The organism is Selenomonadales bacterium (assembly GCA_018335585.1).
GTDB lineage: Bacteria > Bacillota > UBA994 > UBA994 > UBA994 > UBA994.
Genome location: JAGXRZ010000043.1, coordinates 1 through 23633, shown reverse-complemented (window position 1 = coordinate 23633; position 23633 = coordinate 1). Strand labels below are relative to the sequence as shown.

At 55.3% G+C, this 23633-nt stretch carries 20 protein-coding genes; 13 read left to right on the top strand and 7 right to left on the bottom strand.

The features are described 5' to 3' along the window. Positions 1-102: 102 nt before the first annotated feature. The 3 genes from KGZ66_08180 (at position 103) to KGZ66_08170 (ending at position 4620) form a co-directional block, all read left to right on the top strand. Positions 103-1557: a glutamate--tRNA ligase gene (locus KGZ66_08180; protein MBS3985570.1), complete on the top strand. Its 1455-nt coding sequence runs from the start codon at positions 103-105 to the stop codon at positions 1555-1557. Positions 1558-1610: 53 nt separating this feature from the next. Beyond that, on the top strand, positions 1611-2228 hold the full coding sequence (locus tag KGZ66_08175; GenBank protein MBS3985569.1) for a pyroglutamyl-peptidase I: 618 nt from the start codon (positions 1611-1613) through the stop codon (positions 2226-2228). A 70-nt stretch (positions 2229-2298) separates the two neighbouring features. Further along, positions 2299-4620 (top strand): PAS domain S-box protein, encoded by a 2322-nt coding sequence (locus tag KGZ66_08170; GenBank protein MBS3985568.1) that lies wholly within the window; start codon positions 2299-2301, stop codon positions 4618-4620. On the opposite strand, the gene ttdB is transcribed toward KGZ66_08170, so the two are convergent. The 4 genes from ttdB to KGZ66_08150 are packed head-to-tail and all read right to left on the bottom strand — an operon-like array spanning position 4601 to position 8316. Then, a complete protein-coding gene (gene ttdB / locus KGZ66_08165; protein ID MBS3985567.1) occupies positions 4601-5200 on the bottom strand; it encodes a L(+)-tartrate dehydratase subunit beta in 600 nt (199 codons plus the stop codon). The genes KGZ66_08170 and ttdB overlap by 20 nt on opposite strands. After that, positions 5197-6108, bottom strand: coding sequence for a L(+)-tartrate dehydratase subunit alpha (ttdA, locus tag KGZ66_08160; protein MBS3985566.1), 912 nt, complete (start codon positions 6106-6108; stop codon positions 5197-5199). The genes ttdB and ttdA overlap by 4 nt, the downstream gene beginning before the upstream one ends. A 6-nt stretch (positions 6109-6114) precedes the next feature. Next, positions 6115-7284, bottom strand: a complete 1170-nt coding sequence (locus KGZ66_08155) for an NADP-dependent malic enzyme (GenBank protein ID MBS3985565.1) — start codon at positions 7282-7284, stop codon at positions 6115-6117. Between the two features lie 33 nt (positions 7285-7317). Then, a complete protein-coding gene (locus tag KGZ66_08150) occupies positions 7318-8316 on the bottom strand; it encodes a hypothetical protein (protein MBS3985564.1) in 999 nt (332 codons plus the stop codon). Positions 8317-8464: 148 nt separating this feature from the next. Here KGZ66_08150 and KGZ66_08145 point away from each other — a divergent pair, with 148 nt between their 5' ends. Genes KGZ66_08145 through KGZ66_08120 form a run of 6 tightly spaced genes read left to right on the top strand, consistent with a single transcriptional unit; the run spans position 8465 to position 14797 of the window. Continuing rightward, a complete protein-coding gene (locus KGZ66_08145; protein ID MBS3985563.1) occupies positions 8465-9232 on the top strand; it encodes an AAA family ATPase in 768 nt (255 codons plus the stop codon). Between the two features lie 25 nt (positions 9233-9257). After that, on the top strand, positions 9258-10433 hold the full coding sequence (locus KGZ66_08140) for an ABC transporter substrate-binding protein (protein MBS3985562.1): 1176 nt from the start codon (positions 9258-9260) through the stop codon (positions 10431-10433). A 9-nt stretch (positions 10434-10442) separates the two neighbouring features. Continuing rightward, on the top strand, positions 10443-11471 hold the full coding sequence (locus tag KGZ66_08135; GenBank protein MBS3985561.1) for an iron ABC transporter permease: 1029 nt from the start codon (positions 10443-10445) through the stop codon (positions 11469-11471). Beyond that, the gene (locus tag KGZ66_08130) at positions 11468-12283 is read left to right on the top strand and encodes an ABC transporter ATP-binding protein (protein ID MBS3985560.1); all 816 of its coding nucleotides are present in this window, start codon (positions 11468-11470) and stop codon (positions 12281-12283) included. The genes KGZ66_08135 and KGZ66_08130 overlap by 4 nt, the downstream gene beginning before the upstream one ends. Then, positions 12262-13575 (top strand): nitrogenase component 1, encoded by a 1314-nt coding sequence (locus KGZ66_08125; GenBank protein MBS3985559.1) that lies wholly within the window; start codon positions 12262-12264, stop codon positions 13573-13575. Before KGZ66_08130 ends, KGZ66_08125 begins: the two co-directional genes overlap by 22 nt. Beyond that, on the top strand, positions 13562-14797 hold the full coding sequence (locus tag KGZ66_08120) for a nitrogenase component 1 (protein MBS3985558.1): 1236 nt from the start codon (positions 13562-13564) through the stop codon (positions 14795-14797). Before KGZ66_08125 ends, KGZ66_08120 begins: the two co-directional genes overlap by 14 nt. A gap of 17 nt (positions 14798-14814) precedes the next feature. Here KGZ66_08120 and KGZ66_08115 read toward each other — a convergent pair whose 3' ends face one another. Together KGZ66_08115 and KGZ66_08110 are read right to left on the bottom strand one after the other, a co-directional pair. Beyond that, the gene (locus tag KGZ66_08115) at positions 14815-16191 is read right to left on the bottom strand and encodes an MATE family efflux transporter (GenBank protein MBS3985557.1); all 1377 of its coding nucleotides are present in this window, start codon (positions 16189-16191) and stop codon (positions 14815-14817) included. Between the two features lie 304 nt (positions 16192-16495). Next, positions 16496-17179, bottom strand: coding sequence for an N-acetylmuramoyl-L-alanine amidase (locus tag KGZ66_08110; protein ID MBS3985556.1), 684 nt, complete (start codon positions 17177-17179; stop codon positions 16496-16498). 193 nt (positions 17180-17372) lie between these two features. Between KGZ66_08110 and KGZ66_08105 the strand changes: the two genes are divergently transcribed. From KGZ66_08105 to KGZ66_08090, 4 genes are all read left to right on the top strand, one after another. Further along, complete coding sequence (locus tag KGZ66_08105) at positions 17373-17729, top strand: response regulator (protein MBS3985555.1); 357 nt, start codon at positions 17373-17375, stop codon at positions 17727-17729. 54 nt (positions 17730-17783) lie between these two features. Continuing rightward, positions 17784-18836 (top strand): NADPH dehydrogenase, encoded by a 1053-nt coding sequence (locus tag KGZ66_08100; protein ID MBS3985554.1) that lies wholly within the window; start codon positions 17784-17786, stop codon positions 18834-18836. 354 nt (positions 18837-19190) lie between these two features. Beyond that, entirely contained in the window at positions 19191-20213 is a 1023-nt protein-coding gene (locus KGZ66_08095; GenBank protein MBS3985553.1) for an aspartate--ammonia ligase, read from the top strand. Positions 20214-20315: 102 nt separating this feature from the next. Then, complete coding sequence (locus KGZ66_08090; GenBank protein ID MBS3985552.1) at positions 20316-20831, top strand: hypothetical protein; 516 nt, start codon at positions 20316-20318, stop codon at positions 20829-20831. A 70-nt stretch (positions 20832-20901) separates the two neighbouring features. Here the strand turns inward: KGZ66_08090 and KGZ66_08085 are convergent, their stop codons facing one another. Beyond that, entirely contained in the window at positions 20902-23328 is a 2427-nt protein-coding gene (locus tag KGZ66_08085; GenBank protein ID MBS3985551.1) for a DUF4173 domain-containing protein, read from the bottom strand. Positions 23329-23633 lie beyond the last annotated feature (305 nt).

The window sequence follows — 23633 nt, the reverse complement described above, 5'->3', positions numbered from 1 at the left end:
AATGCAATCCTTAGTCTCCCCGCATGGCGCATGGTCTTGACACTCGGGGGGTGAAACTGTACATTGATTCGTAATGAAGGGAAAACAAGGAGAGTGCCTACCTTGACTAGCACAAAACCAGTAAGAGTACGCATCGCCCCTAGCCCCACGGGCGATGCGCACGTAGGAACCGGGCGGACTGCCCTGTATAACTACCTCTTTGTCAAGCAAACCGGTGGGACGTTTATTATGCGCATAGACGATACCGACCTAGCTCGCAACACCGCCCATGCCGAGGCTGGGGTCTACCAAGGCTTACATTGGCTCGGCCTTGACTGGACTGAGGGGCCGGACAAGGGAGGGCCGCATGTGCCTTATCGCCAGAGCGAAAGGCTTGCGCTGTACCACGAGTATGCAGAGCGGCTGCTGACAGCAGGACACGCCTACTATTGCTTTTGCACCGCCGAGGAACTAGAAGCGGAGCGCGCCGCGCAGACTGCCGCCAAAGAAGACCCGCGCTACAGCGGCAAGTGTCGCCTGCTATCGGCAGAGGAGCAAGATGTGCTCCGCTCCTTAGGGCGCATACCCACGATTAGGCTTAAGGTAAAAGGCGGCGTAATCGGATTTGACGACTTAGTGCGCGGTTGGATTGAGACCGACACGTCACTGATGGGCGACTTCATTATCATAAAGTCAAACGGTATTCCCGTCTACAACTACGCCACTGTCATCGACGACTACTTGATGGAGATTAGCCATGTCACCCGGGCAGCGGAACATATCGTCAACACTTTCCCACAGCTACTAATATATGAGGCACTAGGGTGGGACAGGCCACTTTTTGCCCACTTTAGTACGATGCTTAACGAAGACAAGAGCAAATTGAGTAAGCGCAAGGGAGCTACGTTCATCGGGCAGTACGCCGAAATGGGCTACCTACCGGAAGGGATGGTGAACTTTCTAGCCTTCCTCGGTTGGAGCCCCGGCGACAGCGACGAGGAGATGTACACCTTGGACGAACTGGTGGCCAAGTTCTCTTTTGCGCGCTGCACCGCCAGCAATGCCATCTTTGACGTCAAGAAGCTAGACTGGATGAACGCCAAGTGGATTAGAAAGCTCGCGCCAGAAGATCTAGCGCAGCGCATTCTACCCTTCTTGCGCAAAGCCGGGTTAATTGAGGCAGATGTAGACTTTGCCTGGTTGACGCGCATGACGATGTTGATTCAGGAGCGGATGGTCCGTTTAGATGAAGCCCCTGCCGTGGCAGCGGTTTTCTTCCGCGAACCGACAGCCGCTTTAGAAGAAGTGCGCACTGTGCTTGGTGATGCGGACGGCCAGGCTGTGCTCTTGGCGGTGGCGACAGCATTAGAGACCGTTAACTGGACAGAAGCCGACATTGAAAGTGCTCTCCGTAGCCTGCAGCAAGAGCTAGGCCTTACCACCAAGGTCTACTTTATGACCTTGCGCTTGGCCGTTACCGGAAGCAAAGTCTCACCGCCCCTGTTTGCGAGCATCGAGGTTATCGGGCGCGAGCGTGTGTTGAGCCGTATCCGGAGCCTAAGAGAGAGGATGTCGTAGAGGGACGGCACCCTCCTCCGTCCCCAAAATCCTCTCCCAAGGAGGTTTCCCCCGTGACACGTGTTCTTCTTCTTACCGGCTTTGAGCCCTTTGGAGGCGAGAAGATTAACCCTTCGCTAGCAGCCGTGCAACAGCTCGATGGCTACCGGGCAGGCGATATTGCCGTCAAAGCTTTAGGGCTGCCGGTCTCCTGGACACAGGTGACACCGCTCCTGGAGCAGGCCATGCGAGAACATAGCCCGTCCTACGTTGTATCGGTCGGACAAGCCGGGGGTCGTGCCAAACTGGCCGTCGAGCGCATCGGCATAAACATCTGCTTTGGCAAAGATAACGGCGACGAGTCCCGCAACGGCGAACGCATTGTGGCTGCAGCACCGGACGGCTACTTCTCCTCGCTGCCGGTCACTGCTTTGGCCGAAGCCATAAACAAGGCTGGGGTCGGAGCTTACGTTTCGGACAGCGCGGGAACCTACCTGTGTAACTTTACGCTGTTCACACTCGAACACTTGATCCGCCAAGCGAACCTGCCTGTTGCTGCCGGCTTTATCCACATACCGTATATGCCGGAGCAGACAACAGATAAGCCACAGCAGCTTCTCCCGAGCATGTCACTAGAGACAGTCGTTACTGGCCTTAAGGCCGCCGTTAATTATCTAGCAGGCCACTCCTAGGCAAAGATTGACAAGAGGGGGAACTACGATTAAGCGAAGGTTCGTGGCGCTGTTGCTAGGGATATGCCTTATGGTCGCAGGCAGCGACGTGGCACAGGCGACGCCTAATTTGGATTTCTTCGGGCTCTTTAACAACCACGGCTCTGTAATGCTGGTGATTGATGCTGAGACGGGAACGATTGCCTTCGCCAACCAAGCGGCTCATGCCTTCTACGGTTTTCCGGGCGTGGAGCTTGTCGGCATGAACATTAACCAAATAAACACGTTGTCGCCCGAGGAGGTAGCCCGAGAGCGCCAGGCAGCCGCACGTGAAGAGCGAAACTTCTTCATCTTCCGCCACAGACTGCATTCGCAGGAGATTCGCACGGTAGAAGTGCGCTCTTATCCTATCCGATTGCAGGGCGAAACCTTCCTCTATTCGATTATCACCGATATCTCTGACAAACTCGCACTTGAGGCGGCACACGCACGCAACACGCGCTTGACCATCGCCATGTTGGGTTTGGTGATGATAGTGCTCGGGCTAACCGGCGTTATTCTGCTTCTGAGTGCTAGGCGCGAGGCGCGGCTACGCAAGCTCTTTGAGCAAAGCGAAAGAAAGTATCGTGGCATGATTGCCAACGTCCCCGGCATGGTCTACCGCTGCAAGTTCGACAGGCGCTGGACCATGGAGTTCTTAAGCCAAGGATGCATGGAACTTACGGGCTACGAGCCGAGCGAGCTACTAGGAAACGCGGTAATAGACTTTAACAGCATTATTCATCCCGACTACCGCGACCTGCTGTGGGAGAAGTGGCAGTTAATAGCCACACAGGGCGGCACCTTTAATGCTGAGTACCGGATTGTCACTAAGAGCGGTCGCGAGAAGTGGGTTTGGGAACAGGGATACGTAGTCTATAAGGAAAACGGTCAAATTGAAGCACTTGATGGCCTGATTATGGATATATCTAGGCAGAAGGAAACCCAGCTAATGCTGCAAAAGAACGAAGCTAAGCTTTGGGCCACTTTAGTATCCGTGGGAGATGGCGTAATTACTACCGATGCCTATGGAAGGGTCGAGTTTCTTAACCCTATCGCAGAGCGTCTAACCGGATGGGCTGCTGCAGATGCGATAGGCGAACCGTTCACCCGGGTCTTCTCAATTCTTAGGGAACATGACCGTGCAACCGCGGCAGACCCTGTTCAACAGGTTTTTGCAACCGCTGACGTCGTCACCTTGCCCGCTGATACAATCCTTGTGTCAAGGCACGGTGAAGAAAGAGCCATCTCGGACTCGGCCGCCCCAATTAAGGACGCCACCGGAGCACTGACAGGTTCTGTAGTTGTCTTTAAGGACTGTTCACTAGAGAAGGCGCGCCAGCGTGAAATCGAATACATTAGCTTTCGCGATTATCTGACAGGATTATATAACCGACGTTTCTACGAGGAGGAATTGCGGCGGTTAGATACGCCTCGCAACTTGCCCCTAGCCGTCATTATGGCTGATGTCAACGCCCTAAAGACGATTAACGACGCCTTTGGTCATGAGGCCGGCGACGAAATGCTTTTAAAAGTAGGCGCCGTGTTAAAGCGTGAATGCCGCGCGGACGACATCGTGGCACGCATTGGGGGCGACGAGTTTGTTCTGCTGTTACCAAAGACCACCGTGCAGGCTGCAGAGGCAATCGCACTCCGCATCGCTGAGAGGGTCAAGGATGAAGTGGTTTGTGGTGTTCCTGTGTCTGTCTCCTTAGGTTGGGCTGCTAAGACGGTAGCTGCGGAGTTAGCTGCCGATACACTCAAGCACGCAGAAGATCTCCTCTACCGCAAGAAAGTCATTGAAAATGTAGATACTCGTAATGCCGTCGTGCGCAGCATACTGCAAACCTTGTTCACACGTAGTCCTAGCGAGGCGATTCACGCTGAAAGGGTCAGCGAGCTAAGTAGCAAGTTAGCTCGAGAACTTAACCTCAGCGCGCGCGAGGTTGAGGAGGCCGGCAGAGCTGGCCAAGTACATGATATAGGCAAAATTTCTTGCTCCACCCACTTGTTGTTGCGCGAGGCCCCTTTGACTGATGTGGAGCATGCGGACCTCCGCCGCCATCCGGAGACTGGGTACCGCGTGCTGTCGACCGCAACAGAATTTGCTTCTGTAGCCGATGCCGTTTTGTCTCATCATGAGTGGTGGGATGGAACCGGATACCCGAAAGGATTGCGCGGAGAAGACATCCCCCTACTAGCGCGCATCATTGCCGTAGCTGACGCTTATGCCGACATGATCTCCCCATATCCCTATCGGCAGGCCCGAACACACTTGGCTGCTTTAGAGGAGCTTCAGCGTTGTGCCGGCTCGCAGTTTGACCCCGAGGTTGTGCGTTGTTTTGTAGAGAAGGTTATGACCTCATCTGTCTAGCTATCGCTTGAGCTACCGCATCCTTGCGCTCTGTATAGAGCGCTTTGTTTGTTTCAAAGAGATTGTTGCCGTGGACGTCGATAGATACAATCAGCGGACCAAGTTCTTTGACGCGCATAATCCAGAAAGCTTCAGGCATGCCTAGGTCTAGCCACTCGACACCTTCTAATTCTTCGACTGCTGTCGCGCCTAGTACGGCGCATCCGCCGGGGAACACGCAGTGCAAGGCTTTGTGCTCACGACAGGCCGCAGCCGTCTTGGCACCCATACCTCCCTTGCCGACGACAACTTTTACGCCTGTCGCGGCGATGAACTCGGCTTCAAACCGCTCCATACGCATACTGGTCGTTGGGCCGATAGCTACCATTCTGTAGCCTTCGGATGTCGGCTCGACGATAGGCCCAGCGTGGAAAATAGCTTTGCCGGCAATGTCGTAGGGCAAATCTTGACCAAGCTCAATAACGCGCCTATGCGCTACGTCGCGGCAGGTAACTATGTGCCCGGTAAGATAAACTATGTCCCCGGCCTTTATGTCTAACAGGTCGGCGTCGCTGATGGGCGTATGCAGTACTCGCTTCATATCGCAACCCCCCGGTGTGAGACTAATTCATAGGTCAGGTCATCGTGTAATACTAAAGTGCCGCGGCGATGCGCCCAGCAACCGACACTTACTCCTACAGACAATGACGAAGGATGCCTTGCGGCAGTCTCAACGTGCACGCCCATCACAAAAGCCTTGCCGGGCAGTCCCTGTGCCCCCACCCCCAGGTTATTGAGTCCTTCTGCTAACAACTGCTCGAACTGCGTTCCACGCGGGTTCGGGTGGGAAGTACCAAGCGGGCGCAATATAGCCTTTTTAGACAAGAGCGACGCAATCTCCGCCGAGCCGGCAATTCCTACGCCTACTAACAATGGCGGGCATGCGTTGACGCCAAGCTCCACCATTGTGTCTAGTACATACTTCGCCACGCCGTCATAACCCGCCGAGGGCATTAGCGTGATTGCTCTGCCTGGCAGACTACCGCCGCCCCCCGCCATGTAAGCTTCGATTTCCACTTCGTTGCCGGGAACAATGTCCCAGTAGATAAAGGGAATACGCTCACCAGTGTTTGTGGCAGTGTTCTTCTCATCAAGTATGGCCACGGCGTTGTGGCGCAAGGGAGAACTGACAGTAGCCTCTAGCACGCCTTTCGTTAAAGCCTCTTTAAGAATGGGCAGTAGCTTAGAGTCACTGCCCACCTTTACATAGAAGCTAATCACGCCGGTATCCTGACAAATAGGGCGATTAAGTGCTTGGGCCTGTGCCATGTTCTCGAACATAGAGTCGTAAATGACTTGCTCTAACCCCGCTGCGGCATCAGTGCGCATCTCGGTTAGGCGCTGCATTACATCGTCTGGCAACCGCTTGCCGACGATATCTAGGAAGCGTGCGATTAGAGACGTAAGCTCTGCCACATTGTCTGTCAAAGTGCGACCTCCCTTTGTCATTGCGGGCTAACGACTTACATGTGTAGCGTGTGCTAACTTCCGCACGGCCTCGGCCACGGTGGGAACGACACGCCCGTCAAATGGGTCTGGGATGATGTAGTCGGGATGAAGCTCGTCGTCATTTAACACGCTGGCTATGGCGTGAGCGGCAGCTAGCTTCATCGCCTCGGTAATGCGACGCGCGCGGCCGTCGAGTGCCCCGCGAAAAATACCTGGGAAGGCCAAGACGTTGTTTACTTGGTTAGGAAAGTCAGAGCGTCCGGTACCAACTATAAAGGCTCCTCCTGCTTTGGCATCCGCCGGCATAATCTCGGGCACAGGATTGGCCATAGCTAGTACGATTGACTTCTGGCTCATGCGTGCCACCATGGCACTCGTCACCGTATTGGCCGCAGACACGCCGATAAACACATCGGCATCGACGAGTGCATGTGCCAATTGCCCTGTTTCGCCCTGCGGGTTAGTCAATGCGGCGAGTTCTGCTTGGGGTTGAGATAACCGTGGGCCGGACGGGGAGATTATGCCCTGACGGTCACACACCCGCATGCTTTTCACACCGGCCATGAGCAGGAGCTTAGCGATAGCCGTTCCGGCCGCACCGGCGCCGTTTATGACGACTTTGACGTGGTCAATCTTTTTGCCAGCTACTCTTAGAGCATTCAGCATGGCGGCCAGAACCACGATAGCCGTACCATGTTGATCATCGTGGAACACAGGAATGTCTAACCTCTCCTGCAACTGCCTTTCAATTTCAAAGCAGCGTGGCGCGCCGATGTCTTCTAGGTTAATGCCGCCAAAAGTAGGGGCCATGAGCTCGACGGCACGAACAATCTCGCCTACATCTTTCGTGTCCAGACAAATGGGTACGGCATCTACTCCGGCAAAGGCCTTGAACAAAATGGCCTTGCCCTCCATCACAGGTAACGCCGCCTTAGGACCTATGTCGCCAAGACCAAGTACGGCCGACCCATCCGTCACTACGGCCACCAAGTTCCCCTTTGTGGTGTAGCGATAGACATACTCGGGATTCTGATGGATCTCCTTGCATGGTTCCGCCACACCAGGCGTGTAAGCTACGGCTAGCTCGGCGCGACTAGAAAGAGGAACTTTGCTGACGACTTCGAGTTTGCCTTTGTTCTCTTCATGCAGGCGCAATGCCTGCTCGCGCATTGACATGTGCTCATCCCCCTAGAAGGCCATAAATATTATCTAAGAGTACAGCGGCAGATAGCGCTGAACAACCTCCCAGTCAAACTCCTCCCACACGCGCGTGTCGGATGCAGCGGCTACGGCCCGCAACGTCGCAAAGTCCCATTCCGCAACAACAATCTCTTCTTTGTCGAGACTTGACGCCTCTGCCAGAACGCCGGAGAGATCGGGCGTAAGGTCGATCGGTGCAAGGATAGAAGACCGCCCGCAGTATGGCTCCTTAAATTTGAGGCTCAGGTCGTTCTTCCCCACCAAGCAGCTATGTAGACCAAAGACCTGATTGTCTTGTACGCGCGACCATGCACCGGCGCGAATTTTGGCGAAGCATCTCTCCCCCGGACAGGCCGACACATTAATTAGGGCTTCCGCGCCCTGGAAAGCCATGAATCTCCCGACTTCGGGAAACATGCCCTCATAACAGATGGTAATTCCAAGCTTGCCAAAATCGGTAGCAAACACTTTAATCTCCTCACCGGGAGAACACAAATGCCTGTCTTCGACGTAGAGATGTATCTTATTCTGGTAGCCGATAGTCTCGCCGTCCGGCCCAAAGAGATAGGAGGCGTTGACTATGCGCCCGGTCACCTCGTCCGGCAAGTAGCTACTACCGGCTACAACATACATGTTGTGCGCGCGTGCTTCCGCAGCAAAAATATGTAAGTAAGAGCGACGCATGCTTAGGCCGTGCTTGTCTAACGTCTGCTTAAAAATGCCTGGCAAGTCCTGCACCGATGAGGCCGTATCCACAAGCTTTCCGAGCAGTCTTTGACCCACCGACAAGAGCCCGTGAGCATCATCCTCGTTGTAGGCGGCCATCAGCACCCGCACTAGCGGAGCTGCCAAGTATTGCGCCGCGAGCATGGCACCCACCCCTTCGGGGAACACGACCAGTCCACATCCTGTGGCCTTAGCCTGCTGCATAAAGCGGGAAATCTCAGCCCGAAAAGCATCGTCGTTGGGGAAAATCTTCACCTTCTGTTGTACACACGCGACTTTCATCCGTTGCCTCCTTGCGCCATATTGCCACTTATGTTCGCTTTGCGCAGGCATTTTCCTGCACTCTGCCCGTTGACTTGGCAATACCTGCGTGCTATACTTCGTGTGATAATGATTCTCATTCGCACATAAGACATAGAGAGGTGACTAAGTGAAGAAGATCGCAATTTACGGCAAGGGCGGCATCGGCAAATCGACTACGACGTCGAACTTATCTGCTGCTTTAGCTGTGTCTGGCTTGCGCGTCATGCAAATTGGGTGCGACCCAAAAGCCGATTCCACCAAGACCCTGATGTCGGGACGAGTAATTCCCACCGTGCTTGACTCCATTAAAGCCAAGCGGGAAGACCTTAGACTAGAGCACATCGTACATCAAGGGTTTGCCGGTGTGCTGTGCGTAGAGGCTGGCGGGCCAACGCCAGGCGTCGGTTGCGCCGGGCGCGGCATTATCTCGGCTTTTGAAAAGCTAGAGGAGCTTAAGGCTTTTGAAGTTCATCGCCCTGATGTCGTCATTTACGACGTCCTAGGCGACGTCGTTTGCGGCGGCTTTGCTATGCCGCTCCGCGGTGGCTATGCCGAAGAAGTGTACATAGTAACGTCGGGTGAGATGATGTCGCTTTACGCCGCGGCCAATATTTCGCACGCAGTCAGGCAGTTTAGTGTGCGAGGCTATGCCAAACTAAGCGGCCTAGTCCTTAACGCCAAGGGAGTCGAAGACGAGACTGCCTTAGTTGACAAAGCCGCGCGCGAAATCGGCACGGAGATAGTCCACTACATTCCGCGACACCCTCTAGTGCAAAAGGCCGAAAACGTAGGGCGAACCGTCCTCGAGGCCTTCCCTGACTCTGACGTAAGCGGAGTCTATAAGGCTCTCTCTGCCAAAGTTGTTCGTCCGACCGTCACTGCAGAAGCCATATAACCAAACTAGGAGGCGAGAAGTTCCCATGAGAAAATTCCTTGCTCTCACACTCGTAGTCGCATTAGCGGCATTTACTGTCGGTTGCGCTACGCAAACTGCGCAGCCTGCACCTGCCAACCAGCAAGCCCAAACTCCGCCCGTGACGAATCCGCCCGTAAGCACGCCTGCGCCGACAACCCCACCGACAACTCCTGCGCCTGCGCCTGCGCCAAGCGTGGCCGCGCCTGCCCCAACACCATCCACCCCAGTCGTGGCGCAACCCGCAGCTCGTCCGGTGGCCACAACACCCGTAGCGCCTGCCCCCTCGCCCGCACCGCAAGTCCATACTCCGCCTGCGGCTGTTACGCCCGCCCCCACAGAGCCGCATGTCTTTAGGCTCGTCGAGACAGACGGAACAGAACTAGTCCTGGAAGAAATTCCTCGCCGCATCGTAGCGCTGTCGGTCAACACGGCAGGAGTGCTCGCCAGTATGGGGATTATGCCGGTAGGTATGTCCACGACGGCGCGGGCACACCACATATTGCGCGATGTGCCGCAGGTTGGCCGTCCGGCGGCTCCCGACATTGAGCGTTTGCGTGCCCTCAGACCCGACCTTGTAATCGCCAATATTCTCTTTAAGCCTTCTCTCGCGCCTGTCTTTAGGCAACACGGCTTGACTGCCTACTTTATTGACAACCAGCGCTACAGCGACGTGATAGCTAACCTAGAAATGTTCGGGCGCGCGTTCTTCAACAACGCTAACCACGCGCAGGCGCTAATCGACCATATTCGCCAGCGCGAACGCGCGGCTCTGCGGGCTGCGCAAGGTAGGCCTTCACCACGCGTGCTAATCATCTGGGGAACACCGCAGTCCTTTATGCTCTCTACGCAATACTCCTATGTCGGAGAAATGGTCAGCATGTTAGGCGGCCGCAATGTCACCGAAGGCATGAATGTAGCCCGCCACACACAGACCATCCCGCTCAGCATGGAGAACATAATCGCCTTTAACCCCGAGATTATCCTGCGCATCTCGCACGGGTCGCCGGAACAAATGGCCCAGATGTTCCAACGCGAGTTCACGCAGAACCCGGTATGGGGGCGTCTTGCCGCGGTGCAGAACGGTCGCGTCATCGACCTGCCGGTAGACCTGTTTATGTCTAACCCTGGGCTCCCGATGATTGATGCCTTGGAAGCCCTAGCGCGCTTTATGTACCCATAGGTTTTGCGCATGACAGCAAGAAGTGCCGTGCGTCCATTACCTCGCGACTTAAGGGCCGCGAAAAAGATACTGGTTCTGCTGCTAGCGTTAGGCCTACTTGGCACTGTGGCTATCGCCTCGCTCCGTTTCGGTAGCTTAAGCTTTGCGACGCAGGACATCTTGCAGGCTTTGCTTGGTGCCGAAGATACTTTAGCCAAGGTTGTCGTCCTAGACGTACGTCTCCCCCGCATGCTACTAGCGCTTATGGTTGGGGCTAACCTTGCTCTCTCCGGCGCTCTCCTGCAGGCAGTGATGAGAAACCCTTTGGCAGACCCCGGTCTAACCGGGGTCTCCACAGGTGCGGCCCTAGCTGGCGTTACCATTATGTTGGCATTGCCCCAGTTTGGGGCTTTAGTTCCCTTTGCCGCGTTTGTAGGTGGCGCAATTGCCTGCGCACTGGTCTTCGCGCTCGCCTGGAAGCGCGGCATCGAGCCAATTCGCATCATCTTGGCCGGTGTTGCGGTGAACGCAGTCTTTGGCGGCGGCACATCGCTTCTTTCAATCCTCTATAGCGACCGCATCCAAGGCATTTTAATGTGGCTTAACGGCAGTATCGCCGGGCGCAGTTGGTACCACGTGCGCATGCTCGCGCCTTACACGGCTGTAGGGTTGGTGGTTGCCTTACTCTGCATTAAGGCAGCTAACTTGCTGCAGCTAGGCGACGACGCAGCGCGCAATCTGGGTCTTAATGTAAATCTCGCCAGAACGGCCTTGTCATTTGTCGCGGCTTTTCTCGCCGGCATTTCTGTGTCTACCGTAGGCTTAATTGGCTTTATCGGCCTGATTGTGCCCCATGTCTGTCGCCTGCTTATCGGCTCTGACTATAAATTTATGTTGCCGCTCAGTGCCATCCTAGGCGCGTTGCTGCTAATCGTCGCAGACGCGAGTGCTAGGACTATCTTCCGCCCTGTCGAGCTACCGGTTGGCATCATTATGGCCGTTGTGGGCGGACCGTTCTTCCTCTATTTACTGCGTAAAGGGGGCTCGTATCGCGTATGATAACCGCCGAGAAGCTCTGCCTCTGCTATGACAAGAAAAACGTCGTGAGTGACTTTGACTTTGCCGTGCGTCCCGGGGAAATAGTCTCCCTTATTGGGCCTAACGGCTCCGGCAAATCCACTGTGCTTAAGGCCATTTCGCGCCTCATGAAGTGCTCGTGCGGCGTTGTTCATCTAGACGGGCGCGATATCTACAAACTGCCTACGCGCGAGGTAGCAACCAAACTGTCGATACTATCGCAAGTGCATACCAGCCCGCCCGACTTTACCGTGCGCGAACTCGTCAGTTACGGCCGGATACCGCATCAGAGATGGTACGAAACGTTAAACAACGAGGACAGGGAAATTGTCGAGTGGGCCATAGAGCAAACACGGCTTGAAGAGCTTGCCGATAGAACCGTGAACTCACTTTCGGGTGGCGAGCGCCAGCGCGCCTGGATTGCCTTGGCTTTAGCTCAGCGTCCGCAGGTGCTGCTGCTTGATGAGCCCACGACATTCCTAGACATCTGCCACCAGATTGAGGTCTTGGAGCTTGTAAAAGAGCTTAACGCCTCGCTTGGACTCACCGTCATCATGGTGCTACACGACATGAACCATGCCGCGGCCTACAGCCACCGCCTCGTGGTAATTAAAGACGGGCGCAAGGTAGCGGAGGGGACACCTTGCCATGTGTTGACGCCTGCCCTACTCCGGGACGTATATAATGTCCAAGCGGAAATAGCCCTTCATCCGCTGACTGGGAAGTTGTACTTTCACGCTTTAGGGCTAGCCTGCGCTAGGAGGGAACTTGCATGCAACCAAGTTACAGCTTAAGCTCGCTCAGGCGAGTATCGCAAATAAGCACGGCCAAGGATATACGCCAGTTGTCCCACGCGCAGTTCCCCGGCACCCACTGTCCGCTCTTTGGCGTTGCGCTGACGGCAGGCTATATCAAAGATATGGTCGTCCTAATTGTTGGCACGGATGAATGCACCTACTACACTCAGACCTTCAACATGGGGCGGCGGGCAGCCGACAGCAACATGCAGGATAATTTTTGGTCCTTTGCCATCAACCAAGACGACGTCGTTTTTGGCTGCGCCGAAAAAGTCGAAAAGACCATCCGCCAGATTGACGCCACACTTACGCCGCAGGCCATCATGATTGTAACTACGTGCGTTCTAGAAGTAATCGGCGAAGACTATGAGGCGCTAGCCGAGAGCTTGCAGCCGGAGGTTAACGCTAAGCTTCTTGTAGTGCGTACGGAGCACTTTAAATGCAATAGCCATATTCCGGGCATTGAGCGAACTCTGACGGCACTAGCTAAGCTCATGCAGCCGGAGCCGCGCGAAGAAGGCAGGGTCAACATCCTTGGACATCGCTACGGGCAGATTGAAGATACCGAGCTGTTAAAACTCCTCACAAGCCACGGGGTTTCTGTCAACTTGGCTATCCCGTCGCGCTCTACCGTCGCCGAACTAATGAGAGCAACGTCCGCTAGCCTCAATATTGTTACGGACTTCACTGCACTACCGCTCGCAGAAATCATGCAAGACAAGTTCGGCGTACCCTTTGTGTACTTTGACAAGTACATGTCGCCGCGGCGCATTGAGGCCGCCTACACGGAGCTTTCGACGAAGCTCGGACTAGACCTAGGAAGTCATCTGCAAAGCCAGAGACGGGCGCTCGATGACATTATCGCGGCAAAGTCACATGTACTTAAGGGCAAGCGCTTCATCTACGGCAATACGCCGCTCCTAGCGTTTGAGTTTACCGGCTTTTTGGGAGAACTTGGCATGCAGCCGCTCTTAGTGCAGGCACGCGACCTCTACCAAAACGACGCTGCTTACATGGGAGAAATACTGCGGCAAGGCTACGACCCCTATGTCTCGCGCATTGCGAACATCGCACCGCTGCAGGCGCTATACGCGGAGCTTCGCCCTGATGTGTATATCGGCCATGAGAACCCACAGCGCTTGATGGAGCTAGGTATTGTGCAAGTAGCCGTCGATATGGCGGCGTCTAAGCTAGGTTACGAAGTGCCCCTAATGGTACTTCGCACCATTGTCGCTGCCATAGAGGCCTTCGGAGATGCGAAAGGAGCGAAGTTGCATGCAGCTGTATAGGTTTTTGCCCCTCGCCTCCGACCGCATGGGCGCGCTGTGGACGCTATCGACCATCAAGGACTGCTGCATCTTAGAGTATGGACCCGCGGGCACGACCCACTATGGCATCGAGGGACTAATGCATCTTAATGCCGCGATGGAGTCCCGCCTCTTTACCACCCATATGGACGAAACAGACATCGTTTCCGGAGACAGTGACCGACTTGAGCGCACTATCCGCGAAATTGACGCCGTGTATCGCCCGCCTGTAATCTTTGTCTTCGCGTCAAGCATCTCCTCAATTATTGGGACAGACATCGAGACTATTTGCCACGCTTTACAGCCCACGACCGAGGCGAAACTAATCGCCATCAGCGGGGGCGGGTTTAGGGGCGACTTTGCGTTCGGCGTTACGGAAGCACTAGCTGCCTTGGCCAAACACGTAGTGGCTCCGCCTGCTGCGAAGAGTGCACAGACGTTTAACATCATCGGCGCTAACGCCGACTGCTACAACTTCCGCTCGGACGTGCGGGAGATAAAGTCGATGATGGCTGAGTGCTTCGGGCTTAAGGCAAATGCCGTCTTCACTGTCGGGACTTCCGTCGCGGAGATTGCCGGAGCGTCTAACGCCGCGTATAACCTGGTCACACGCCTTGAGGGCATCCCCTGTGCTGAAACGCTAAAGGACACTTACGGCATCCCTTACTTCTACGGCACGCCGTATGGCTACCAGGGATCTGTCGGGTGGCTGAGGCAAGTGGCGGCAGCGTTCGGCTTAAACTGTGACAAGACATATCTAGAAGAGGTCGGACGCACCGCGCGTCAGCACACCATGTACTTCCGCCGCGCGTTTTTTGGCAAGACGCAAGTTTCGTGCGTAGTGTCCGGCAACTACGACCAGGCGGTCGGCATGGCCGGGTATATGAGAGAAATAGGTATAGACGTACGCAAAGTGCTGGTAAACCACAATCGTCCCAGTGCGGCTCTGCGTACAAGTGACGAGTTGGCGGAACGCCTTGTTTTTGCCCCAAGCGAAGACAGGCGCCGTCAAGTGCTGCATGACGAAAAGCCGACCTTACTGCTCGGCGACGGTGTTTTGCTGGAGATGGGGGCTGAAATCCCCGCCAAAATACAGGTGGCCAATCCGAACATTCACAAGACACAGCTCTTTGACGGTACGCCCTTCGTAGGCCCGCGCGGCGCGACCTACCTGTTGGAGCAAATAATAAACGCTCTGCCGTGAGGTGGGAGAGAGTCCCTCTAGTCAGTCGCGGGTTCTACTTGCGCGAGCAAGCTTTGCCGCACAACGGCTTTGGTCTTCCAGACGCCGGAGAAATAGCGGTACGTTGGGACAAGAACAGCTACCGACCACCCAATCGGTATCGACCACCAGATGCCGCGGTAGGTAAGTGCGGTATTCACTAGGATATAGGCAGAGGCTACGCGTATCGCCAGACTCGTCATCGTTGTGAGAGTCGGTATCCAAGCGTCGCCTGCCCCGCGCAACACTCCGTTGAACACCATTAGTGCGCCGAAAACTGCGTAAAACACCGAAACAGTGCGCATATAGTCAATACCTTGCGCCACAATCTCTGCTTGTTCCCCGGTTATAAACAGCCGAATCATCTGCCCGCCGGCAGAAAACACGAGCACTGAGACGATAAGGCAAGCCGCGATGACCATCATTAAGGTAGCTTTAAGCCCCTCAGTCACGCGGTCTAGCCTGTTAGCTCCAATGTTCTGTCCGGTGAAAGTAGATACAGCCATGCCGAAGTTCATAATCGGTATCATGGCGAAGGAGTCCATGCGACTAGCCGCCGTGTAAGCCGCCATCGTCACCGGACCAAATGAGTTAACCAAAGACTGCACTACCATCATGCCGACCGAGGCTAGAGCCTGCTGCAGCGAGGACGGGGCGCCGATGCGCACCATTGTCCAGAAGATGCCCCAGTCAAACACAAGTTCTGCCCGCGTAAACTGCAGCAGGGGCACTCGCTTGTAAATGTAAACGAACGTAAGCACAGAGGAAATGCCTTGGGCTATGAGGGTAGCCCACGCCACACCTCGCACGCCAAGACCTAAGCCCACGACGAAGTAAATATTAAGGCCGACATTTAACAGACTGCTGATAATCAAAAAGTATAACGGCGTCTTGGAGTCTCCTAACGACCGCAGGATGCCGGCGAAGGCATTGTAGGCGAACATAAACAAGATGCCACCAAAGAATATCTGCATATAGGCGGTGGCGTCACCTAAGATTACGTCTGGCGTGTTAAGCAGTAACAGCAACGGGCGGCTGAGAACGACGCCCACCGCACCCAGAAAGGCCGCGAAAATCAGCTGAAAGGAAAGAGCCGTGACGACGGCGCGGCGCGTCCTGACCATGTCCTTCGCCCCAAAGAACTGCGAGATTACGACTCCGGAACCCATCGTCATCCCTAGCACTACTGAAACCAAAAAGAAAATGATGGGGAAGCTTGTCCCTACCGCCGCAAGCGCATTCGGGCCTACATACCGCCCCACTACAATGGCATCGACCATGTTGTAAAGCTGCTGAAAGATGCTGCCAATAAACATAGGTACGCTAAAGGCCCAAATTAACTTCGCGGGTGACCCCTGTGTCATATCCCTAAGCATGTGCGACTCCCCCTGTCTGTTCATGCTTAGGATATCATACTTTTCGGTAGTGTTGCTATGGGCGCAAGTGCGAGAGTGGGGTTGCCGGCTCCTAGTAGAGGGAGTGCCTAGTGCCTAGTGCCTAGTGCCTAGTGCTCAGTGCCCAGTAGAGCGATGTCGCAATGGCCCCCGGATCTCCTTATGCCTTTGACCTTTCCACCCCACTACAGCTCAAAGCTCAAAGCTCAAAGCTCACTGCTCACAGCCCATTCCCCTCAAGCGACAAGCGACAAGGGACAAGCGACATACAGGCGCGGCTCAAAGCTCACAGCTGGCGGCCCACCCAGCGCTCGGATGCCGTGGTTACCTGAAGAATCTCTCTATCTATAACCACACGTCCGGTGTTTTCATCCCAGCTGACGGCGTATCCTAGCTGTTCGAGCAGCATGCGGGTGGGCACGAAGCTTCTGCCGGAGGCCATAAATCCGGGAAACTCGCGAGTTTCACCGTTCATCTCAATGGGGACATTGGCAAAAGAGGGCTGTTCACCTAGCTCTAAGCGGATGTCGCGCATAAACCTAGCCCACTCCGGCAGAATCAGGCGTGGGCAGTTTTTGCCTGTCCAGTCGCGGTGAGTTCTCACCTGCTCCGCGCCAAACCCATGGCGCCGCAACAGGCTCACTACAAACAACACTGCTCGCCGCCACACCACGTGCTGATTGCCGCTTTCACATATCTCTACGCCGATAGAAGCGGCGTTGCCGGACTCGGCGTGATAGGCCATTTCAAAGTCTGGGATGGCCTGTATAATGTTTGTTTCGTCTAGGACATAGTGCCACGAGGCGAAGTTCCCGCTGTTTAAGTTTACCGGATTGTCGAGCCAAGCGCGCTCGTTAGCGGCGGTGCTGCGTGGGTTACCGGTATTGTGTACGGTGATAGATGTCGGCACAATTGCGCGCCCCGGCCGAAATCTGTGCCCAACGCTAAGCAGCGCAGTAGTTACTTCCACAAACTCACTCCCCCAAACTCGCTTTGTATCAGAGTATGCGCGTCGTGAGCAGTTGTCGTCAAGCATCTAGCAGGCCTCGACAACGGTCGACAGCAAGCGCCAAAAAATCACATGAATTCCACACACACACTGACAAATATTGCGTCATATAGTTGGTAAATTGTCTATACAAGTAAAGAAAGGAGAGAGAACGTTGGCTAAGGTGCTTATCGTTGAGGATGAGCCCGGCATTACCCTGGTGCTCACGCAGCTGTTGCTTGAACATGGACACGACGTAGCCTCCGCCCCGAATGGTAGGCGCGGGTTCCAGCTACTCCAGCAGCAAGTGCCCGACATCACATTTGTTGACCTGCACATGCCCGAGATGGACGGCAGAACGCTGGTCGAACTTATGCAAACCGATGTTAAACTGCGCCATATTCCTGTGGTAATCATGACAGGGTCGCTCTTGCATGCCGACATCCTCCCGCCTTGGGGCTCCTTCCGCGCTGTCCTGAGAAAACCCTTCGACCTTGCTGACGTGCTGTGCTGCGTGGAAGCGATGGCTTGACTGCTTCTCGCCTAAGGAATATTATCAGGCAAAGACGAGTGAGGAGTTGTTCACATGGATCCCAAAGCTTCTCCGGGCGCCCTTTCGTTCACTCCCCTGCGAGTAAGGAACCTAGAGCTACGCAATCGCTTAGTGCTCCCCCCAATGTGCCAGTACGGAGCACGCGAGGACGGCCATGTCACACCTTACCACTTAGCGCACTACGGGGCCAGGGCGCTGGGCGGAATGGGTCTGGTAGTGCTCGAAGCTACGGCAATCCATCCTGACGGCAGAATTTCTGGCAACGATCTAGGCCTGTGGTCGCGGGAGCAAATCCCGGGGCTTAGAAGTATAGCGGAGATTGTTAGCTATAACGGGGCAGCGCCCGGCATTCAGATTGCTCACGCCGGCCGCAAGGCTTGGCGTCACGTGAAGCGGCTCGTAGCGCCATCGGCAGTCGCCTTCTCGCGCGACCATGCCGTACCGAATGCGCTCACGATAACAGAGATCTCAGCCCTGGTGCAGGAGTTTGCACAGGCGGCGCTATACGCATGGGAGGCGGGCTTTAAGGTCATCGAAATACATGCGGCACATGGATATTTGCTGCATGAGTTCCTCTCTCCCCTCGCCAACAACCGCACCGACGAGTATGGCGGCTGTGGCGAAAACCGACTCCGGCTGCTTAGGGAAGTGGTCAGGAGTTGCCGACACGCCTTGCCGGAGGAGGCCGTGCTTACAGTGCGCATTTCGGGCGCCGAGTTTAGCGGCACCGAGCACGAATATACGCCCAAAGATGCTGCCGGGATAGCTGCCGCGCTCGCCGCAGACGGAATTGATGCCATACACGTAAGCGGCGGCGGAGTACTGCCTGTGCGCCCGCAGGTCTGGCCGGGTTATCAGCTTGGCTACGCCAAACAGGTTAAACAGGTCGTATCGGTGCCGGTGATTGGCGTAGGCATACTAGGCAAACCTGAGCTAGTCGAGTTTGCGCTGCGCGAAGGCTACTGCGACCTCGTAGCGGTAGGACGCGCCGCGCTAGCCGACCCGCATTGGCCTATTACGGCAGCTCGTTCACTCGGGGCAGAACTCCCGGTCCCCGAGCATATGCGGCTTAACCTCTCGCGGTAGGGCCAGCGCTGTATCCCATAAATTACCGCATTGACACCCCGCACGCCAAGCGGTATACTTTCAGGCAATTACATTCGCACAAGCGTTGATGAGGAAAAGTACGCGCGGGAAGTAGTCACAGAGAGTTGGCGGTGCTGGGAAGCCGATACGATGCTCGCGCAGAAGAACATCTCGGAGCTTTCACCCGAAATCTTAGCGAAAGTAGGCCTGAACGGGGACACGCCGTTAATGTGAGGCCGCCTGCGGGCGGTCGCTAAGCGAGCTCTCAGCTCAAGTAGGTTGGTACCACGGAAGCAAGCCTTTCGTCCTTTACGGATGAAAGGCTCTTTATATTTTTAACAGGAGGTTAGGCACATGTGCAAATGCATCGTACCGGCACACTATAAACCGCTGCTTGGAGTCAAAGACACCCAAATTGCCATTAAGCGCACCAAGGACTTCTTTGAGAACGCACTAGCGGAGGAGCTGAACTTAACGAGAGTGTCTGCGCCCATGTTTGTGACGCAACAATCCGGACTCAACGATAACCTAAACGGCAGCGAGCGTCCGGTGGGATTTGATGCACGCGCTCTAACCTACGGACCTGGGTCGCTAGAGCTGGAGGTAGTGCAATCCCTAGCCAAATGGAAACGCATGGCGCTTTACCGCTATGGCTTCCCTTTGGGCAGCGGCCTCTATACCGATATGAATGCCATTCGCCGCGACGAAGAGCTCGACAACACTCACTCTATCTACGTCGACCAATGGGACTGGGAGCGCGTAATCTCCCGTTCCGAGAGGACGCATGCGCATTTAATGGATGTCGTACGAAGCATCTACAGAGTCTTTAGGCACACCGAGCAGCATCTGCACGCGCATTATCCTGCGCTCGTGCCATCTTTGCCGGAGGATATCTTTTTTATCACATCACAAGACTTAGAGAATCGCTACCCTAATCTAAGCCCTAAAGAGCGCGAAAACGCTATCGCGCGGGAAATGGGGGCCGTGTTTATCTCGCAAATCGGCGGCACGCTTCTCTCTGGGACTAGACATGATGGGCGAGCACCTGACTACGACGACTGGAGTCTTAACGGCGACATAATCTTTTGGTTTCCGGTGCTCGAAGCAGCACTAGAGCTCTCCTCGATGGGCATTAGAGTCGACGCGCATGCTTTGCAGGAGCAGCTAATGCTAAGCGGGTGCGAGGAGCGCGCCAAGCTTGACTACCACAGTAAAGTGCTGAGGGATGTTCTCCCCCTGACTGTAGGCGGCGGCATCGGGCAGTCGCGCATCTGCATGTTCTTTCTGCGCAAGGCCCATATCGGGGAAGTACAGGCTAGCGTGTGGCCGGACGAGACTGCCGCGGCCTGCGAGAGAGCTGGTATCACCTTGCTGTAGACAGCACCGAAGCGGCCCCCACTGGTCGTCCAGCGATTGACACCTAGTACGGCTCATGCTATAGTGCATGCAGTAACGATTCTCGCAAAGGAGGCTGATCTAATGGGTAAGAAGTCTGTCAGTATAGCCAATCTCGATGTCGACAAGTTGATTCAAATGCTTAATGAAGCTCTCGCTGAGGAGTGGCTAGCGTACTACCAGTACTGGATTGGAGCTCGCGTAATGGAGGGGCCCATGCGCAGTGAAATTGAGCCGGAGCTCCTACTGCACGCCACCGAAGAGCTTGCGCATGCCGAACTGCTAGTGGATCGCATCCTACAACTAGGTGGAACTCCTCTACTTAATCCCGCGCAGTGGCCGAAGTTCGCGAAGTGCCCTTACGAGGAACCCACTGACCCCTACATCGAGGTCATTTTGACGCAAAATCTTGAGGGAGAGCGTTGCGCCATTGCCCGTTACGAAGAAATCGCTAGCTTCACTAACGGCAAAGACCACGCCACCTACCAGATGGCTGTGCAAATCTTAAACGACGAAATCGAACACGAACAGGACATCGAGGATTTCCTCGTGGACATCAACCGCATGAAAGACGATATCCGCAAATTAAGAATGTGCTAGACTGAAAGAGAGCGCCTCCCTGCTGGGAAGCGCTCTCTTTTCTTTTGCGTCGCAGATAGTCTTACTGGACTTACTCAGGGCGCACCAGTGATAGTAGGCGCAAATCACTGCCGTCTGCGTTCACCCGCCATTCGGCCTCCCCAAGTTCCTGCCTAACCCGCTGACGCAACGCGGCGTCGCGGTAGCGGTGGTCCTCTACCCCACGGACGGCCACAGTCCTAAAGCGAAGCGACTCGCCGTCAGCTTCCCAAGTGACTTGGCGAATCCACGGCTTAAAGTCGGTGACCGTCAGGCCCGGGAAAAGTTGCGCTAGCATTTGCTCGCCCGATATACTCGCTATCCTCTCTTTGCTGCTCACGCAGTCGATGTACAAAGTGCTAACGGGATCGTTATACGGTGGTAACAAACTCCCATCATCAAAGACGAACCCCGGGTTGCCGTATTTGATGTATTGCCCGTTAGGAGACCACTGCGGTTCCCAAGTGACCTGCCGCTCGCCAGTCGGCCAGCGCGGGCTCCACGCGAAGGCACTGCCAAAATTAGCCATTCCCATCAGATGCGGCCGCATCGTAGCCAAATCAAAGAAGCCGACTAAGCCCATGCCGTGAAACATACCGCCGCGGCCAACGAAAAGCAGGCCTAGATTCTCCCCGTCCGGCGACAAGCCGAACAGCCGCAGGACTTCAAGTGTTGCCCCCCCACCCCGACCATGCAAATTGCTGTCGCTAGGAATGAGATGCGCCCAGTGCTTACGCAACAGCTCTTGCACTGCTTGCCCCTGCATCAGCACGGTCCCATCGCGCAAGTCCATTAACAACACATCGGTTTCCTCCGCGTGCATGGCATGAAAAGCCGCATAGGGAAATTCTACCTGCTCCAAAACCATCAGCCTGTTCCCGACCATAACCTGCATATTAGGAAAGCGCGCGACTGCGTCGCCGGAACGAGCCACGGTAGCTAAGACCTCGTCAAGTGTGGCGTGTGGCTCTACGTCAGCCATCAGTTCGCGGGCCCGACGGCGCTGCCAGGTTTCGATCAAGAGACCATACCCGAGCTCCCGCTCGCGCGTCACTAGGCGGTCGCTCTCTCTCTGTTGAGACAAATACCCGCGCAAGAGCGCCTGGAGCGCAAGGTTATCGGTTGAAGCTAACAATCGCGCCGCTACCGGCACGCCTGCTATCCCCACTTGGTAGAGCACGCCGACATCAAATTGCGACAACGTGCCGTCCAAGTAACGCGTCGCGTTGTAATTGACTACAAAGCCTTCTACGTTTAGCCAAGAAAAGGCCAGCATGATGAGCACTCCGGTCGCTACCGCCAAGCGCACGCGCGAGTAGCGGAACTTCTCACCGAGTACGAGGCTAAAGAATACTACCGCAAGCAAAGTCAAAACTGCGGCAGGCTTAACTCGCATCATGGTAAGGCCAAACTGGTCAATGTAAAGCCAAAGCTTACTAAAGGCTGTGCCGATAAGTAGCAGTGTTAACAAAGACAACAGACTTAGCATACTCTGTGTGACAACGCTCTTGCTTATCTTTGCCTCCGTGCCGAGGCGGACGAAGGTGATTACACCTAAGTTTAACACCGCGACGACACAGAGCTCAAAAAAGCCTTGTCTTGCAAACTCAGCGACGGATACCCAGTTCTCGGGCAGGCGCCCGAGAAAGGCCGAGAAGAAGTACGGTAGCTGCGCGGCAATGAACGCTAGGTACAGTGCATTAATCACTGCGAGCAGCGTCGCGGCGGTAACGACCGGCATAAGGCGATATCCCGCGAGACTAGCTTCGGGGAGCGCGGCTGCCTTATCCTGCCGCTCTATGCCGCGCAGCTTGTTACCTACGACCAACGCAAAAATGTATGCGGCGGTAGGTATGCCAAGCACAAGCTGCAGCTTAAGCAGCGGCGGTATGCCAAGATTAAGGCGAAAGCCGGACAGCCAGCGCCAAGCCTCACCAAAGCCACCGGCATCGGCGGCACTAAGGAGGGGCATGACTAGCGATATAAAGATTAGCCCTAAACCAAGGCCCAGTAGGCTCGGCCAAGCCTTACGGCCTATCCCCATCCCCGGTCGCTTAATGCCTGCGAGGCTGCGGTATTGTAGCCCTAAGCCCAGAAACGGCACGGCGATAATTCCGTTCAAGAAGTCTAATACGCTCCAGTCGCTGGTCTTACCTTTAGCTGTGTTGCCGGTAGCCATTACCACCCAATAAGTCGCGGCTCCAAACAAGAACAGAAATCGCCACGGCGCAATCGTCTGCGCGTTCCAAACAGCAAACGACATTGCCGTCGCCAACACCACCGCTAGCCACAGCCGCGCCTCGGTATTTTGCCTGACACCTGCAGAGCGAAAGTACCAGCTGACAGCCGCGACATACACGACCGTGAACAGCGTCATGCCCCACCCCTGAAATCCAAAGACCATGACGATAAGGAGCCACCGCCAAAAGAGAAACCCCACCACAAAGGCAATTAAGGCGAACCACTGCTCATGAAGCAAAAGGGACGTTGTGCCAAGAAGGTGAATGAGTACACCTAAGGTGTGCGAAAGACGCTGTGCTACACAAGAGATGAGGGTAGGCCCCTCGGAGCCGCTATGCAGTTGGAGGCTCCAAACCACCTTAAGCTGCGGTGACCAAAAGTCACGGTGGTGAACGTTAAGGCGAAAAGTCGGGGATGAGACCCCGGCAGGTATGGGCTACGGAGACGAATGAAAATGAACCGCCGATGAAGTGCCGGAATGCTTCAGATGTCATCAAAATCGGGGCCTCGTCCCTGCCCCGAGATTAACCTAGAGGACAAACT